This is a genomic window from Pseudomonas sp. MYb118 (assembly GCF_040947875.1).
GTDB lineage: Bacteria > Pseudomonadota > Gammaproteobacteria > Pseudomonadales > Pseudomonadaceae > Aquipseudomonas.
The window spans coordinates 2,902,191-2,918,930 of sequence record NZ_JBFRXN010000002.1 but is presented as its reverse complement, the minus strand read 5'-3'; the positions used below and the strand labels follow the sequence as shown (position 1 = coordinate 2,918,930).

General features: G+C 59.8%; 13 protein-coding genes. 5 read left to right on the top strand and 8 right to left on the bottom strand.

Annotated elements, in window-relative coordinates; genetic code table 11:
- The first annotated feature begins 296 nt into the window (after window positions 1-296).
- Complete coding sequence (locus ABVN20_RS19100) at window positions 297-1,922, top strand: glucan biosynthesis protein D (protein ID WP_368557251.1); 1,626 nt, start codon at window positions 297-299, stop codon at window positions 1,920-1,922.
- A gap of 239 nt (window positions 1,923-2,161) precedes the next feature.
- Entirely contained in the window at window positions 2,162-5,278 is a 3,117-nt protein-coding gene (locus ABVN20_RS19095; protein ID WP_368557728.1) for a transglycosylase domain-containing protein, read from the top strand.
- A 3-nt stretch (window positions 5,279-5,281) separates the two neighbouring features.
- Here ABVN20_RS19095 and ABVN20_RS19090 read toward each other — a convergent pair whose 3' ends face one another.
- The 6 genes from ABVN20_RS19090 to ABVN20_RS19065 form a co-directional block, all read right to left on the bottom strand.
- Window positions 5,282-6,535, bottom strand: coding sequence for a hypothetical protein (locus ABVN20_RS19090; RefSeq protein WP_368557250.1), 1,254 nt, complete (start codon window positions 6,533-6,535; stop codon window positions 5,282-5,284).
- 54 nt (window positions 6,536-6,589) lie between these two features.
- Entirely contained in the window at window positions 6,590-7,837 is a 1,248-nt protein-coding gene (locus ABVN20_RS19085) for a hypothetical protein (protein ID WP_368557249.1), read from the bottom strand.
- Window positions 7,838-7,887: 50 nt separating this feature from the next.
- Entirely contained in the window at window positions 7,888-8,376 is a 489-nt protein-coding gene (locus tag ABVN20_RS19080; RefSeq protein WP_368557248.1) for a CS1 type fimbrial major subunit, read from the bottom strand.
- A 4-nt stretch (window positions 8,377-8,380) separates the two neighbouring features.
- On the bottom strand, window positions 8,381-9,121 hold the full coding sequence (locus ABVN20_RS19075; RefSeq protein ID WP_368557247.1) for a molecular chaperone: 741 nt from the start codon (window positions 9,119-9,121) through the stop codon (window positions 8,381-8,383).
- A gap of 49 nt (window positions 9,122-9,170) precedes the next feature.
- Window positions 9,171-11,693, bottom strand: coding sequence for a TcfC E-set like domain-containing protein (locus tag ABVN20_RS19070; protein WP_368557246.1), 2,523 nt, complete (start codon window positions 11,691-11,693; stop codon window positions 9,171-9,173).
- Window positions 11,694-11,810: 117 nt separating this feature from the next.
- Window positions 11,811-12,314 (bottom strand): CS1 type fimbrial major subunit, encoded by a 504-nt coding sequence (locus tag ABVN20_RS19065; RefSeq protein WP_368557245.1) that lies wholly within the window; start codon window positions 12,312-12,314, stop codon window positions 11,811-11,813.
- A 350-nt stretch (window positions 12,315-12,664) separates the two neighbouring features.
- Here ABVN20_RS19065 and ABVN20_RS19060 point away from each other — a divergent pair, with 350 nt between their 5' ends.
- Window positions 12,665-13,234 (top strand): PadR family transcriptional regulator, encoded by a 570-nt coding sequence (locus ABVN20_RS19060; protein WP_368557244.1) that lies wholly within the window; start codon window positions 12,665-12,667, stop codon window positions 13,232-13,234.
- On the top strand, window positions 13,231-14,013 hold the full coding sequence (locus ABVN20_RS19055; protein ID WP_368557243.1) for a siderophore-interacting protein: 783 nt from the start codon (window positions 13,231-13,233) through the stop codon (window positions 14,011-14,013). The genes ABVN20_RS19060 and ABVN20_RS19055 overlap by 4 nt, the downstream gene beginning before the upstream one ends.
- 133 nt (window positions 14,014-14,146) lie before the next feature.
- Here the strand turns inward: ABVN20_RS19055 and ABVN20_RS19050 are convergent, their stop codons facing one another.
- The gene (locus ABVN20_RS19050) at window positions 14,147-14,779 is read right to left on the bottom strand and encodes a Pr6Pr family membrane protein (RefSeq protein ID WP_368557242.1); all 633 of its coding nucleotides are present in this window, start codon (window positions 14,777-14,779) and stop codon (window positions 14,147-14,149) included.
- Between the two features lie 2 nt (window positions 14,780-14,781).
- A complete protein-coding gene (locus ABVN20_RS19045; RefSeq protein ID WP_368557241.1) occupies window positions 14,782-15,012 on the bottom strand; it encodes a VF530 family DNA-binding protein in 231 nt (76 codons plus the stop codon).
- A 278-nt stretch (window positions 15,013-15,290) separates the two neighbouring features.
- Between ABVN20_RS19045 and ABVN20_RS19040 the strand changes: the two genes are divergently transcribed.
- Window positions 15,291-16,667 (top strand): carbohydrate porin, encoded by a 1,377-nt coding sequence (locus ABVN20_RS19040; RefSeq protein ID WP_368557240.1) that lies wholly within the window; start codon window positions 15,291-15,293, stop codon window positions 16,665-16,667.
- Window positions 16,668-16,740 lie beyond the last annotated feature (73 nt).

The following is a 16,740-nucleotide window of genomic DNA, read 5'->3' as shown; positions in this document are numbered from 1 at the left end:
CCCATAGAATAGAAACTATCCGGGCGCTGAGAAGTGGTTTTTAGAGTAATTAGTCGAAAAAAGCAGAAATGCCCTATAAATCAGAAGTTTCTGTGGGAAACGTTTACCGGAAATGTCTTGTTTCATTGCGACGCCATCGCCCTGACATCAAGCAATTTTGCTCTGATAGCGAACCGTTTAAGCTATTTGGTATCTGTTCCAAGTACGTTGCGTTTGGCCGAAGGCATGTCCGAACTCCATTTTTGATCCAGCACGTGCCAGGAACGGCACGGGATTGCTCACGACAGGTTGTATTTATGCACCGCAGGAATTTGCTCAAAGCGTCCATGGCCATCGCTGCCTACACCGGTCTGTCTGCCTCCGGCCTGCTCGCCGCACGGGCCTGGGCGGGTAATACCACGGCCGATGGCGAGGCCCAGGCCTTCGATTTCGATTGGCTGAAAACCCAGGCCAGGCAACTGGCCGGCAAGGGCTATCAGGACACCAAGCAGGTGTTGCCGCCGACCCTGGCGACCATGACCCCGCAAAACTTCAACGCCATCCGCTACGACGCCAATCATTCCCTGTGGAAGGATCTGAAAGGCCAGCTCGATGTGCAGTTTTTCCACGTGGGCATGGGCTTCAAGCAGCCGGTGCGCATGTACAGCGTCGATCCCAAGACGCGTCAGGCGCGGGAGGTGCATTTCCGCCCTTCGCTGTTCAACTATGAAAACACTTCGGTCGACACCCAGCAGCTCAAGGGCGACCTGGGTTTTTCCGGCTTCAAGCTGTTCAAGGCCCCTGAGCTGGACCGCCACGACGTGGTGTCCTTCCTCGGCGCCAGTTACTTCCGTGCGGTCGACGCCACTGGCCAATATGGCCTGTCGGCGCGCGGGCTGGCGGTGGATACCTACGCGAAAAAGCCTGAGGAATTCCCCGACTTCACCAAGTTCTGGTTCGAAACCCCGGACGCCAACAGCACCCGGTTCGTGGTGTACGCCCTGCTCGACTCGCCGAGCGCGACCGGCGCCTACCGCTTCGATATCGACTGCCAGGCCGAGCGCGTGGTGATGGAAGTCGACGCCCACATCAACGCCCGCACCGCCATTGACCAGTTGGGCATCGCACCGATGACCAGCATGTTCAGCTGCGGCACCCACGAACGGCGCATGTGCGACACCATTCACCCGCAAATCCATGACTCCGATCGCCTGGCCATGTGGCGCGGCAACGGCGAGTGGATCTGCCGCCCGCTGAACAACCCGGCGACCCTGCAATTCAACGCCTTTGCCGACACCGACCCGAAAGGTTTCGGCCTGGTGCAGACCGATCACGAGTTCGCCAGCTACCAGGACACCGTGGACTGGTACAGCCGTCGCCCGAGCCTGTGGGTAGAACCTACGACGGCGTGGGGCGAAGGCTCTGTCGATCTGCTGGAAATTCCTACGACCGGCGAGACCATGGACAACATCGTCGCCTTCTGGACCCCGAAAAAGCCGGTCGCGGCTGGCGACTCGCTCAATTACGGCTACAAGCTGTACTGGAGCGCACTGCCGCCGGTCGGTACGCCGTTGGCGCGGGTACACGCCACCCGTTCCGGTATGGGCGGTTTCACCGAAGGCTGGGCACCGGGCGAGCACTACCCGGAAGTCTGGGCACGGCGCTTTGCCGTGGACTTCACCGGTGGCGGCCTGGAACGCCTGCCGGACGGCACCGGCATCGAACCCGTGGTGACCTGCTCCAATGGTCAGGTCAAGGATTTCAGCGTGCTGGTGCTCGATGACATCAAGGGCTACCGGATCCTGTTCGACTGGTACCCGACCAACGACAGCGTCGACCCGGTGGAGCTGCGCCTGTTCATCCGCACCAATGAGCGGACCTTGAGCGAGACCTGGTTGTATCAGTACTTCCCGCCGGCGCCGGACAAGCGCAAGTACACCTGACAGAAGCCGCAATATCCTGTGGGAGCGAGCCTGCTCGCGATTGTGTCAGGCGACTCATAGTCGCCTGAACACCCGCCATCGCGAGCAGGCTCGCTCCCACAAGGGCCAGAAGCGCTCCCCACCTGATCAGTCAGTCACAAATCCTCATCCCCCCGCACGCCACAATTTCTTCGCCATCGCCAACCACCGACTAAGCTTCAGACAAGTCCGATCAATCTGCGTGAATGGATCAATCGACTATGGGCGCGCTGTGGCAAACCGATTCGAGTAAAAATGTGGTTCCGACTGAACGTGTGGATGAAGCGCCTGTACCTGAAAAACCCCGTCGCAGCCGTACCCGACACGGGTGGAAGGCGTTTTTTTTGTTGCTGCTGATTATCCTGATCGCGCTAGGGCTGGCGGCCGTCAGGGAAATGCGCACGTCGAAGTTTCAATCCCGCGAAGCCAGCAAATTTGCCGCGACCCTGACCTATGAACTGCAACCCGGCCCCAGCGACGCCATCCGTTATCCCGGCGCCGGGCCTTTCGATATGCGCCTGGGCTACAGCGCCCTGGGTGAGTTCCTGCCGCGATTGATCAAGCGCGATTACGTGATTTCCGCCCAGACCCGCTTTTCCCAGGCCTTGATGGACTACAGCGACAGGGGGCTGTTCGTCCCGTATCAGGAGAAAATCCAGGCCGGTTTGTTGATCACTGACTGCCGGGCGGCGCCGCTGTTCCAGTACAAATACCCGCAGCAACTCTATTCGAGCTTCGACGCCATTCCGCCGGTGGTGGTCAACAGCCTGCTGTTCATCGAAAACCGCTTCCTGCTCGACCCGAGCCTGCCCAGGGCCAACCCCGCCGTGGACTGGCCACGATTCGGCATGGCCGCCTGGTCACAGGTGGCAAAAATGCTGCACATGCCCGGACAGTCGGCCGGTGGCAGTACCCTGGCGACCCAACTCGAGAAATACCGACACTCCCCCGACGGGTTGACGGTCTCGGGCGGAGAAAAGATCCGGCAGATGATTTCCGCCAGCATCCGCGCCTATCAGGCCGGGCCGGAAACACTCGAGGCCCGCCAGAACGTGGTGCGCGACTACCTCAACAGCGTGCCCTTGTCCGCCGTACCGGGCCATGGCGAGGTGCATGGCATGGCTGAAGGCTTGCGGGTCTGGTACGGCGCTGACTTCAACCAGGCCAACGAACGGCTCGCCAGCCCCGATACCGATCCGAAAACCATGGCGGAAAAAGGCCTGGCCCTGCGGGAAATGCTCTCATTGATGATCGCCCAGCGCCGCCCTTCCCACTATCTGACCAAGGGCCGGGATGAGCTGGCCGCCCTCACCGACAGCCATATTCGCCTGCTCGCGCAGAACAACGTGATTGATCCACAGTTCGCGGCGGCCGCGCTGGCCAGCAAAGTGACCTATCGCGACTGGCAGACCCAGCCGACCATTCAACCGATCGAAACCAACAAAGGCATCAGCGTGGCGCGCAGCCGCCTGGGCGGGCTGCTCAATCGCCCGCTGTATGACCTCGATCGCCTCGATCTATCGGCCACCAGCACGCTGCAGGGCGACTTGCAGGCGCAGACCACCGAATACCTCAAGCATCTGGCCGACCCGGCCTTCGCCGCGCAAATCGGCCTGATGGGCGAGCGCCTGCTCACTCCCACCAGCACCGCACAGGTGCGCTACAGCTTTACCCTGTTCGAGCTGACCCCGGATGGCTCACGGGTGCGCATCCAGACGGACAGCACCGATCAGCCATTCGACATCAACGAAGGCAGCAAGCTGGAACTGGGCTCCACCGCCAAAATGCGCGTGCTCACCACCTACCTGCAAATCATCGCCGAGCTGCACGATAAGTACGGCGGGATGAGCGTTGCCGACCTGAAAAAACTCGAAGTGCCGGAACAGGACCGCCTGAGCCGCTGGGCCGTGGATTACCTGATCCAGAACAAGGACCGCAACCTGTCGGCGATGCTCGGTGCCGCGCTGGATCGCAAGTACTCCGCCAGCCCCGGCGAGGCCTTTTTCACCGGTGGCGGGCTGCATGTGTTCAACAACTTCCGCAAGGAAGACAACGGCCGCAACCCGACCCTGCGCGATGCCCTGCGCGAATCCATCAACCTGCCGTTCATTCGCCTGATGCGCGACCTGGTGCGCTACACCACCTACTCCGGCCCCAACAGCAGCGCCGAGTTGCTCAAGGATGACCGCGACCCGCGTCGCCAGGAATACCTGGCCTCGTTCGCCGACCGTGAAGGCACCTCGTTCCTGTTGCGGTTCTGGAAAAAGTACAAGAACAAGGACACCCAGGAGCGCCTCGAAACTTTCCTCGATGGCATGCGCCCGACACCGATTCGCATGGCAGCAGTGCATCGTTACCTGCTGCCACAGGCCAGCCAGGAAAGTTTCAACAGCTTCGTGCGCTCGCACCTCACGGGGGCCAAGCTCACCGAAAAACTGACCGACGATCGCCTGCAACGGCTGTATGAAAACTACAGCCCCGGCATCTACGACCTGCCGGATCAGGGCTTTATCGCCAAGGTCCATCCGCTGGACCTGTGGCTGATGGGCTACCTGCTCAATCACCCGGATGCCAAGTGGAGCGAGATCGTCAAAGCCAGCCAGTTCGAGCGTCAGGAAGTCTACAGCTGGCTGTTCAAGAGCCGGCACAAGGGCGCGCGGGACAACCGCATCCGCACCATGCTGGAGATCGAGGCCTTCCTCGACATTCACCAGCGCTGGCAGAAAGTCGGCTACCCGTTCGACCACCTGGTGCCGTCACTGGCCACCGCCATCGGCAGTTCCGGCGACCGCCCCGCGGCGCTGGCCGAGCTGATCGGCACCATCCTCAACGACGGCGTGCGCATGCCGACGCTGCGCATCGACAGCCTGCACTTCGCCGCGAACACGCCCTATGAAACCAAGCTGATCAACGATCCGGATGTCGGCAAACGGGTGATGCCATCGGAAGTCGCCACCGCCATGCGCGAGGCCTTGTCGCAGGTGGTGGACGCCGGTACGGCCAAACGGGTGTCCGGCACGTTCATGACCCATGACGGAAAATCCATGGCGATGGGCGGCAAAACCGGGACCGGGGACAACCGCATCGAGTCCTTCGGTTCAGGGGGGCGGATTATCAGCTCGAAATCGGTCAACCGCACGGCGACCTTCGTGTTCTACATCGGCGACAGCCATTTCGGCACCCTGACCGCGTTCGTCCCCGGCCGGAGCGCGGAAGCCTTCAAGTTCACTTCCGCGCTGCCGGTTCAGGTACTCAAGGGCATGGCGCCCATCCTCAACGCCTATTTGCAGCCGGGTGCCCACACCCAGTGCCTGCCGCTACAGGTTTCACAACGTTGAGCGTCAGACCTGTGAGTCCCAGACCACGGTGACGTTGCCGGAGTAGGTTTTGCCCTCGCCGGTCAACATCTGCTCAACCTGCTCCCGCGCGATTTCGAAGTGCAGCGTCGCCGGTTTTCGATCGACGTAATAAGTCGGCTGGATCAGCTGGGTACCACTGCCATCGACGAACAGGGGGCGGCGAACGACCGCTTGCTGATTGGCGTCCACCAGGCCGTTGGGCAAGGTGATGCTGACTTTCAACGGCACACGATGGTCGGATTTCGGCTCCCACAATGCGCAGGTGTTGCCACCTGTGGAGTGCTCACATTCCAGGTTCATCTTGAAGCGACTGGACGACGAGATGTTGAAGGTCTGGTCACGGAACAATCGCTCCGGCTTGCGCCCATGGTTCAGCCAGGCCTGCCATCCGCCCTGGGGCACCAGCTCGACACGATGCCCACCCGGTGGAATTTTTACATCGAGCGAATGCTGCACATCGAGGGTGAAGTTGAAGGTGAGCTGGGTATCCCGAGGGATCATCACGTCGCCGAAATCGAAGTCCCCCATGGGGCCCATGCTGTAATTGATGGAACCGACGTACTGCCCGGTCGACATCTGCAGTGGCCTGGGGGTCTTGATGGCATAGGCGTACTCGATGTTGCTGTACCAGAACTTCGGAATGTCCGTGCCGGGGGTGCGATGACAGACGCCGGCATTTTCAGGAACGATCCAGAAAAATAACGCGTAAGACACCCCAGCCGCGATGTAGTCGATACTTCTGCATGGGCTGGGTGCCTGCTTCCATTGGCTTTGCCAGTTAACATTCGGCAAATTCCAGGCACTGACTCCCGGTGGACGATCCAGATTCCAGCGATGCCCAATGCCGGCAATGCGCACTTGTACCGTTTCCACTTCGCCCGTTTCGCGATGGGTCACCTGCAGGTCGCGCCACTCCGAGGGTACTTTCCACATGGCCCCTTGCCGAGGATCCTGATGATTGGCCAGGATCGGCCCATTGGAATCGGCCCAGAAGTTGTCACTGCGAATACTGAAAATACCGAGCGCCAGGCAGAGCGGAATGGCTGACGCATGCCACTCGCACACGCCGCTCTGCGGTGTCGTGTTGACGAATTCGTTCTTCATGGGATTCGCCGGGTCCGGAACAAACTTCGCGGTAATTTCCTGTGTCAGCGCGCTGGCGTGGCTGGTCATCAACAACAGCGAAGCGCTGAGCAAATGGCGAAGCCAACGTGGCTGGTTCTTCGTGTTATTCATACATGTTCCATGGGGCCGCGCCTGCGGCCGGGTCTTTTCAACAATCACGACGGCTCATACCTCGGAATCCCAGACCACCGTGACCTGTCCGGAATAGTTTTTTCCGGCGCCGTCGAGCATCTGCTCGACCTGTTCACGGGCAATCTCGAAATGCAGTTGCCCTGGTTTGCGGTCGACGTAAAAACCGGGCTGGAACAACTCGGTACCGCTGCCGTCAAGCAACAAGGGGCGACGATTGACCGGGTTACTGTTCGCGTCGGTCAAACCGCTGGGCAAGCTGACACTCACGTTGAGCGGCACCGAATGCCCGGACGTGGTCTCGCGTACCGCACAGGTGTTCGCCTCCAGGTACTGGCACTCGAGGTTCATCTTGAACCGCGAGGACGCCGACACATTGAAGGTCTGGTCGCGAAACAGCCGCGTCGGTTTGCGTCCCTGGTTCAGCCAGGCCTGCCAGCCACCCTGGGGAAGCAATTCCACCTGATGGCCGCCGGGGGGGATCTCGACTTTGAGCGTGTGCTCGACGTTCAGGACCATGTTGAAGGTGAGTTGTGTGTCAGTGGGGATCATCACGTCCCCAAAGTCGAAATCCTGGGTAGGACCGACCGAATAGTTAATCGACCCCGTGTACTGCCCACTCGACATGGCCAGGGGATTGGGGGTTTTCAACTCGTAGGCGTATTCGAAGTTCACATAATCCAGATCACTGATATCGGTGATGGCCTTGAGGCTGCATGCCCCGGCGTCTTCGGGCACTATCCAGAACCACAGGACGTAGGAGTTGGGAGCAACTGCTGAAAACCACGTCGGCAAACAAGGGCTGGGCGCGTCCTCCCACACACGGTATGGATATCCCCAGGCGTAGGTGTTTGGTGTTGCCGAAGACTTGATATCAAAGCGATTGCCAATACCGGCGATGCGCATTTGTACGATCTGACGCTCTCCCGTTGTGGTATGCGTGACTTCGACGTCGCGAAAGTCGGACGGCACCTTGAAGGTCGCCCCTTGTCGCTCACTTTGGTGACCGGCAAGAATGTCCGCGTTGTTAGAAAAGAGAATGTCCCGCGTGCGGATGCTGAAGATCCCCAGCTCCTTGCATCGCTCGGGAATATGCCCAGGACAAATCCCACTCTCCTGCGTCGTATTGACGAATTTGTTGTTCAACGGATTCGACGGATCCGGCCGGAATACTGCCGAGATCTCCTGCACCGCCGCATGGGCCAGTGAAACGGACCCGCCCCCCACCAACATGCCTGCCAGCAACCCTTTAATGCCCTTTTGAACCCGATTGATCACGCTCACGTTTACCTCTATCTGATCGAACTTGCAGTGCCGCGAATGACAGGCCGGCATCAGGGGACGATGGCCTCGAACAGCATGTGGACGCTGCCGTAGTAATCACCGGGTCGGTAACCACCCGCCGGTTTCACGGCGACTATTTCCAGGGTGGCCCGCTTGCCGGCTCGACCATCCGCTTCGCTGATCACTTCTTCGGCATTGAGGGTCAGCCGCTTGTCGTTGAAGGTGACGAGCAGAGGAATGTCATCGGTGTCCCGGCCGTTGTTCAGGAACGGTTCGTAGGACAGGCGCGCGGAAATCGCGCCGTTTTCATTTTTGGTATCGAACTGTTTGCGCAGGCCGCTCAGCTCGGAGGTGATCGGGTCCCAGTTGAGCCGTTGTTCCTGATGAATCCAGCCGGGGTCGCTGGGAATCACGTGAAAGGCGGCCGAGGGAATGGTCACCGAAACGTCGAAGGTTTCGCTGATTCTCAGGGCGAACGCGCCGGTACTGACCAGGCTCAGCACCATCACGGAAGTTGCCGTTTTAATCGCTTTAATCATGGTTTTAGCCCTTTGTTTCGAGCTTCTTCGTCGCTGAACCTTCGATCAGGCTGAATCGGTATTCGCGACCCGCCTGCTTGTCGAACTGGAACGTGCGACCGGCCAGGATGTGATGTTTGGTGGTGGGCTGGCAGTCGTTTTCGTTGCTCGCCGAACAATCCTTGAACTCGTCGAGGACCACGACCGTGTTGCCATCGTTGCGAATGCTGTACTTGCCTGCTGTGTCGCTGATCACACTGTCAAAGCGGGTCTGGGTGGGGCGGACAAAGAAGATCGTGCCGTATCCGGCCAGTACGTTGATCCCCGCCGACAGACCTTTTTTGTAGTCCTCACGCTCTTCCGCGGACACCGCGAATTCATCTTCCTTTTCAGGAACCACCGGAACGAATCGCACCCGGAAGTAGCGCTCCTTATCCCGGGCGCCAACGTACAGCAGCCGCGTGCCCTGCATGCCATTGGCCGGCACGATCAGGCGTGCCGGGCTGGCCATCAGGCCGTCACGGGCGCTGGCGTCGGCCTGGTTGACCAGGGGGATTTCCTCGGTCGTGCCATCTGCGTTGTAGATGATTTCGAGGATATTGATACGCACGAACGCGGTGCTGTCGCCGCCGTTGAAGACCCGTTTCAGGTAGGTACTTTTATCCGCATCGAGGTAGTCGAAGACCACACCGACGTTGATTTGCGGCCCCGCCAGCACGATCTGCGGCAGCAGGGTAAAGCCAATAATTGCCAACAAGCGTTTCATCATGTTCAACCTGATAAATGAAGTTATCGAATAGTGTCCGGCCAACGGTTCAACCCGCGCTTTCGCTGTTGTAAGTGGCCTCCGCCAGGGTGTCGGGCGAGCAGCGCAGATCGCCGATCATCAGCACGTTGTCTTCATTGCGGGCATTGGCGGTATCGAGGCGGAACTGGCACAGCAACTGATTGCCCTGACGCACTTCCAGCGTCGGCGACCCTGCCTGCATTTCCATCGAGAAGAAGCCGTCGACTTCGCTCACGCCGCGGCTGGCGTGGTTGATCACGTGGTGCCCCTTGAGCGGCCGGCCCTGGGGATCGATCAGGCGTCCCAGAACGGTGAGGGTTTTGTTGACGGTGATCTTGCGGTAGCCCACGCCGCCCTTGTTCAGGTGATAACGGCTGCGCGCCGGCTGGATGCTCGCGGCCGGAGGGTGGTTGCCCTCGAAGTCGAAGCTGACCACGCTGTTCTTGTAAGCGGTGATCGGGATGAAGTTGCGCCCTGTACGCAGCTTGGCGCTGCCACCGGTCGAGTCGTCGGCGCGCAGGGCGATGTCTGCGATATCCGATTCGACGTCGACAATCATCCCCGCACCGGTGCCACGGTGCTGGCTGGTCATGACGATTTTCTCGCCGCCGACCGCCACGGTGCTGTCCAGGTTCAAGCCGCCGGTGAATTTGTCATTGTAGGAAGAACGCTGGAGGAACAGATCGCCATTGACCGCGTCGTTGGCGAAATTGGCGGTACTGGAAAGGCCCACGCCGTAGGTGTCGGCCAGGGCGGTGGCCGATACGCTTTGCAGCACGTGATCCTGCAAGTCCTTGCGGTAGTTGAGCGAGGCGTTGGTGTCGCGGTCACCGTCGCGGGAAGTGCGCGTACCGACGCTACCCGACCAGTATTCCCCAGGACCGCCCAGCGCCAGGCTGACGCTCAGGTCGATGCCGCGGTTGCGGCGGTCACCGCTGCTGTAACTGCCTGGCCGGTCGAACACCGAGAAGCGCCAACTGGCATCGCTGCCGAACAACGAACCACGTTGCGTCCAGCCCATGTCCACACTGGTGCCATCGACATTGCCGGTGCTGTGCGAGACCCGTGCGTTGAGCGAACTTTTACTGCTGATCCGATGGTTGACCGACATCGACGAATTGCTCGTCTGGCCAATAAACACGTTGCGCTGGCGCACCCGCGTGCCATCCGGCAGGGTTTCATAGGTACGTGTGGTGTCGAGCCAGCTGCGGTTATGGGTGAGGAACACGCTGCCTATGCCATAACTGTACATGGCTTGCAGGTCGAGCCCGGTGCCGTGGTCCTCGGTTTGATACACGTTGGCGAACAGGTTGGTGTTGTTGGCCACCGTCCAGTCGACCGAGGTGCCATATTGCATCGTGTCCCGGACCTGCCGTCCCGACACGCCCAGAATGACCCGTGGGTGCAGCAGGTAGTTGAAGGCGGCACCGGCGGTCATGTCGCCGGATTTCTGCTCGTCCCAGTTGCTGAGCAGTTTGCTTTCCTGGCCGGCGAACAGGTTGTAGCGAAAGCGGCTGTCGCGGTTGTGCCAATTGGTCGGTTTGTAGACCAGCTCCTGGGTGGTGGAGGTGATCTGCCCGTCTTCGATCAGGCGTATTTCCACTTCATAGATGCCGCCCGGCAAAGGGCGGGTATCCAGCGTCTGCAAACCCGCATCCACCGCTTGAGTGTTGATCAACATGCCGTTGCGGATAATCTCCACCGAGGCCTGGCGGTTGGCCGTGACATAGATCGGATAGATGCTCGGCTTGGGACTGTTGATCACCAGGCTGTCGGAGCTGCCATACATCAGGCCGGCCGCCGTGTCGGGGCTCGCGCCGAATGTGCGGATCTGACGGGTCAGGCCTTCGGAATTGGGGGTGAAATAACCCAGGCGCAGAAAACTGCCTTCCAGTTCGCGCTGGCTGTAAAGCTCGTGGACCGCGTGGTAGAGCTTGTCGTCCGGCCCACCCATGCGGGCCAGTTGCAGGTTCAGGCTCTGGGTCCAATTGCCCAGGCTGCTGCTGGCTTCCAGGCCGAACCGCCCACCGGTGTCCTGCTTCTGGCCACCGTTGAGGTTCAGTTGATTGCGCACAATCAGGCCACTGCTGCCGCCTTCGGGCAGTTCGTAATAGTTTTTTTCCTGGGCACTGCGCTCGGCATTGGACGTGGCAATCGAGAGCAAGGAATTTTGCAGGTTGTAATGCGTGGCCAGCATCTGTTCCGGGCAACTGCCCGCACAGGCGCCCAGAGCGACACCTTGCTTGAAGTAAGTGGCCCAGACTTCCCGTTCACTGGCCGAAAACTTGCTGTCGGCCACATCAGAGAATTCGAGCAGGGTGACGCGATCATCGCGGGATAACACGATCATTGCTTCACCCAGAAGTTGTTGATCAAGTTCCACACGAACAGCCAACGGCACATCGAAGAAGTGCTCTTCGAAGTCCGCCGGCAAGCCTTCGGCCTGAGCCAGTAGACTGCGAGGTGTCGTGCCATTGTTAGTTGGCGCAGCCACTGCACTTGCGCAAAAAATAAGAGCGAGCGCAGTCGCGATGGGAGTCATCGGGAACATGAACGGAATACTCGGAATTTTAACAGTCGATACAGTCAACATGAGGTCGGCAGGCGATGACCCGCCGACCCTTTACAAGCGCCTGATCAACGTGTGCTGATCAGGCGGCATTGGATATCAACGAGGCGGCAGTACGGCGTCGAAGCGCATTGCAACTACACCGGTGTAATCACCGGCCTTGTAACCACCAGTAGCCGGTTTGGTCGGTGCGATGTCCAGGTAGACGCGTTTGCCTGGGGTGGACTCCGTCTCACTCACAACCTCCACCGGTGCAGTGTTGGTCAGCGTGACGCCGTTGAATTTCACCACCAGAGGGATCTTGTCGGCGACCACACCGTTGGACAGATACGCCTCATTTTCAAGCATCGCTGCGATCGAGCCGTTGCTGTTCTTGGTATCGAACTGAGCACGCAGACTGCTCAACTGATCGCCGATCGGATCGTAGTGCAGAACCTGGTCCTTGGTGATCAAATCCGGATCGACTGGCTGCACATGAAATACGCTGGTGGGTACTTTGGCGACCAGATTGATGGAATGACGTGCTTCACCTTCGGCAAATGCCATGGAAGAAGTCAAAGCCAGGATGGCCGCCGGAGTAGCGATTGCAACTTTTTTAAACATCACTAATACCTGTTTATTAGAAATAGACTGATTAAAAGCCTGATCAACTAATGGTTATTCGCATGCAGCGAAATAGATCAACTTTCAACGCCGCGAATGTTCAGCTATTGAAGCTGAAATGTATGTAGGAAAATTCACCAACGAATGTAGTAATAGGAACTAATTGAACTGATGAAATAAGGAACAGAGGCATATCCTCTTATCGTCACAGTATTTGTACTACACGTTTTTCAGCAGTTTTGCGCCGTGTGCACCGCTCATCGCCAACGGCGCACGCCTCGGGGGAAAAGCCTTGCCACGTATTAAGATATATCTTACGTTGTATCTAAATACGACGAAGAGATAGAGCAATGAGAGACCGTCATTCCCCCCATCGCGAGCATGGCGGTGACGGCTTCGAAAAACGCCCAGGCCGCGAACGCGGCGGTCGCGGGCCACGGGTGTTCGCCCCCGGCGATCTAAAGCTGTTGCTGCTGGCCCTGATCGCCGAGCAGCCCTGTCACGGCTATGACCTGATCCGCCAGATCGAAGGCATGTTCGACGGGGCCTACAGCCCAAGCCCCGGCGTGATCTACCCGACGCTGACGTTCCTGGAAGAGAGCGAAATGATCCAGGGCGATGCCGAGGGCGGAAAAAAACGTTACAGCGTGACCGACGCCGGACGTCTGTCTTTAAGCGAGCAGGCGATCGCGCTCGAAGGCGTGCGCACGCGCATTGATGTCAGCAAACGTTCGTTGCGTGGCCATGATCGGCCGCCCGAGATCCACGAAGCGGTGCACAACGTGCGCCACGCCTTGCAATTGCATCACGGGCGCTGGAGCCCCGAAGAAATCCTGCGGGTTGCCGCGTTGCTCAACGACACCGCCAAAGCCATCGTCGACGGCCCTGCCGTTGCGTCCGTACCGGAGAAGTCCGAATGACTGAAGTGATTGAACAATCCATTCACCGTGTCATGCACGAAATCAAACGCCGGCGCCTGCAAGTCCTGCGCGTGGTGGACCTGACGCCGCGCATGCGCCGCATCACCCTGGGCGGCCCGGAACTGGCCGGCTTCATCAGCCTGGGCACTGATGACCACGTCAAATTGCTGTTCCCGCAGAACGCCGCGGAACAGGCGGCGCTGGAAACCCTGGTGCTGGGCGCCAGGGACAACGGCCCGATGCCCGCGATGCGCGACTACACACCGCGGCGCTACGACCTGGACAGCCTGGAACTGGACATCGACTTCGTCCTGCACGGCGACGGCCCTGCCTCGACCTGGGCAGAACAGGCCCAGCCGGGTCAGTTCCTGCACATCGGCGGGCCACGGGGTTCGATGATCGTGCCGGACATGTTCGACAGCTATCTGCTGATCGGCGACGAAACCGCCCTGCCCGCCATCGCCCGTCGCCTCGAAGGCCTGGCCCCCAACCGGCGGGCGCTGGTGGTGGTCGAAGTCGAGAACGGTGCGGAACAACAGGCGCTGCACAGCCCGGCGCAGGTCAATGTGATCTGGGTGTTGCGCGAGGGTGGCAAGGACAACCTGCTGACCACCGTCAAGCAACTGCAAGTGCCCGGCGGCAGCCTGTACACCTGGGTCGCCACCGAGAGCAAGGTGTCACGGCAGATTCGCCGGGTGCTGCTGGATGAGCATGGGGTGGACGATCAGTTCCTGAAGGCTGTGGGTTATTGGCGGCTGGATGATTCTGAAGAGGAGTGACAGATCCGAGGGCCTCATCGCGAGCAGGCTCGCTCCCACAATGGAAGGTCAGTGATCACAAGATTTGTGAACAACCACGATCTTCTGTGGGAGCGAGCCTGCTCGCGATAACTATCGACCAGCCACTACAAACTCAACCCTGCCGCCCCCGCCACCGATCCACCCCAATCACCCCCAACGCCACCACCAGAAACCCCACCAGCAATCCCCCCGCATTGAGAAACACCTGTGGATAACCCAGGCTGTCGACATCAATGAACGGATACGGATAAACCGCCAGCAGATGCCCGCGCAGCAGCGCGTAGGCGAAGTACACCAACGGGTAGATCACCCACAACGCCATGTGGCGCAAACGCAACGTGCCCTTGGGCACGCACAGCCACCACCAGGCCAGGTACACCAGGGGCATGACGTCGTGCAGCAGCTCGTCAGCGATCCACTGCCAACCCTCGGGATGCCACAGATGGCGCAGCAACACGTTGTACGCCAGGCCGACCACGACAATGCTCACGGCAACCGCACTGCTCACCCACGGTTGCAGGAACCAGCGCCTGGCCGCCGATTCACGGCGGGTCACGTGACAGGTCAGCACCGTCGCCACCAGCGTGTTGGTGATCACGGTGAAATAGCTGAAAAAACTCACCAGCCCACCGAGCAGGCTGGCGCCCAGCGTCCAGCGCGAGTGGAAAATCAGGTACATCTGGATGCTCAACCCTGCCCAGCCAAGGCAGGCCGCCAAGGTCACGAGCGCAGGCAATCCGGGCATGTTCAGAGCGGTCGCTTGGTACGCATCAACTTCACGTACAGGCGCTCGACCTTCTCCCGCGCCCACGGCGTTTTACGCAGGAATGTCAGGCTCGACTTGATGCTCGGATCGCTCTTGAAGCAGCGAATGTCGATGCGCTCGGCCAGGCCCGACCATTCGTAGTGCTCAACCAGTCTGTTGAGAATCTGTTCCAGCGTCACACCGTGCAGCGGGTCGTTGTTCTGTTCGGTCATGCCGGGCCTTTGAGCATTGAGTGAGGAGAAGGCGCGCACCTTAGCCGAGCGATTGCCCGAGAGGAAGCGTTGCGGGCCACCATGGGTTAAATGTAGGTGAGCCGCGACATATCGCCGCGCGACACTGTTACCGATTTCGAAAGAATTCATGTCGGGAAAAGGCCTTTCTCAATTTGTAACAGAACATTATCCTTGCGCCCGAAAGCTGAAACGTTTCATCGCCTGCGCTTCACTGCCTTGCCGTTCAATCCCCAGAAAAAGAACCAGAAATCCTGCTCATGCCTTATTTGCGATCTTTACGAGACAGCGCTGTCTCTGCACATGCCTTCCAGCGAAACACCCTGATAGGCGCACTGACCACCCTGAGCCTCGTCACATGCGTTCAAGCCGCTCCCGCGTTCGATAGTGAATCGCCGTGGATGCTCGGCGACTGGAATGGCACCCGCAACGAGCTTTCGGAAAAAGGCTACGACTTCAAACTCGATTACACCGGCGAAATGGGCAGCAACCTGCACGGCGGTTACGACCATGACCGCACCGCCCGCTACAGCGATCAGTGGGCCCTGGGCACCCATCTGGACCTGCAGAAAATCCTCGGCTGGAACGACGCGGAATTTCAACTGACCATCACCGAGCGCAGCGGCAACAACATCAGCAATGACCGCATCAACGATCCACGGGTCGGCGGTTTCACCTCGGCCCAGGAAGTCTGGGGCCGTGGCCAGACCTGGCGCCTGACGCAGATGTGGTACCAGCAGAAATTCTTCGACCAGAAGCTCGACATCAAGGTCGGCCGCTTCGGTGAAGGCGAGGACTTCAACAGCTTCCCCTGCGATTTCCAGAACCTGGCGTTCTGCGGCTCACAGGTCGGCAACTGGGTGGGTGGCATCTGGTACAACTGGCCGGTCAGCCAGTGGGCGATGCGGGTCAAGTATCACCTGACGCCCGAGCTGTATGCGCAAGTCGGCGCCTATGAACAGAACCCGTCGAACCTCGACCGCGGCAATGGCTTCAAGCTCAGCGGCAGCGGCACCCAGGGCGCGGTCCTGCCGGTGGAGCTGGTGTGGACACCCAGGCTCAATGGCCTGCCGGGCGAGTATCGCGCCGGTTACTACTACAGCAACGCCAACGCCACGGACGCCTACAAGGATCGCAATGGCCAGCCGGCAGCCCTGAGCGGCGAAGCCTACCGCAGCGCTTCGAGCAAGCACGGCGTGTGGCTGGGACTGCAACAACAGCTGACCACCCGCGCCAGCGACAACTCCCGCGGCCTGAGCGTGTTCGCCAACGGCACGATGCACGACAAGAAAACCAACGCCATCGACAACTATGTCCAGGCGGGTGTCGTCTACAAGGGCCTGTTCGATGCCCGTGCCAAAGACGACATCGGGTTTGCCCTGGCCCGGGTTCACGTCAACCCGGCCTACCGCAAGAACGCCGAAGCCAGCAACCAGGCCCGCGCGGTGTACGACTACGACGACCCGTCCTTCCTGCCCCCGCAGGACACCGAATACAGCGCCGAACTCTATTACGGCGTGCACGTCACGAACTGGCTGACCGTGCGCCCGAACCTGCAATACATCCGCCACCCCGGTGGCGTGGACAAGGTCGATGACGCGCTGATTGGCGGGCTCAAGGTCCAGTCGTCGTTCTGATCAGCGCCCCTGCAACTGAACCAATGCCCTCGCCGGATCGTCATCTACAGTGAAACCTGCGAGGGACTTCTTG

Coding starts and splice junctions, on each gene's coding strand:
- ABVN20_RS19100 (WP_368557251.1), top strand. CDS start 297: ATGCACCGCAGGAATTTGCTCAAAGCGTCCATGGCCATCGCTGCCTAC.
- ABVN20_RS19095 (WP_368557728.1), top strand. CDS start 2,162: ATGGGCGCGCTGTGGCAAACCGATTCGAGTAAAAATGTGGTTCCGACT.
- ABVN20_RS19090 (WP_368557250.1), bottom strand. CDS start 6,535: ATGAATAACACGAAGAACCAGCCACGTTGGCTTCGCCATTTGCTCAGC.
- ABVN20_RS19080 (WP_368557248.1), bottom strand. CDS start 8,376: ATGATTAAAGCGATTAAAACGGCAACTTCCGTGATGGTGCTGAGCCTG.
- ABVN20_RS19075 (WP_368557247.1), bottom strand. CDS start 9,121: ATGAAACGCTTGTTGGCAATTATTGGCTTTACCCTGCTGCCGCAGATC.
- ABVN20_RS19070 (WP_368557246.1), bottom strand. CDS start 11,693: ATGTTCCCGATGACTCCCATCGCGACTGCGCTCGCTCTTATTTTTTGC.
- ABVN20_RS19065 (WP_368557245.1), bottom strand. CDS start 12,314: ATGTTTAAAAAAGTTGCAATCGCTACTCCGGCGGCCATCCTGGCTTTG.
- ABVN20_RS19060 (WP_368557244.1), top strand. CDS start 12,665: ATGAGAGACCGTCATTCCCCCCATCGCGAGCATGGCGGTGACGGCTTC.
- ABVN20_RS19055 (WP_368557243.1), top strand. CDS start 13,231: ATGACTGAAGTGATTGAACAATCCATTCACCGTGTCATGCACGAAATC.
- ABVN20_RS19050 (WP_368557242.1), bottom strand. CDS start 14,779: ATGCCCGGATTGCCTGCGCTCGTGACCTTGGCGGCCTGCCTTGGCTGG.
- ABVN20_RS19045 (WP_368557241.1), bottom strand. CDS start 15,012: ATGACCGAACAGAACAACGACCCGCTGCACGGTGTGACGCTGGAACAG.
- ABVN20_RS19040 (WP_368557240.1), top strand. CDS start 15,291: ATGCCTTATTTGCGATCTTTACGAGACAGCGCTGTCTCTGCACATGCC.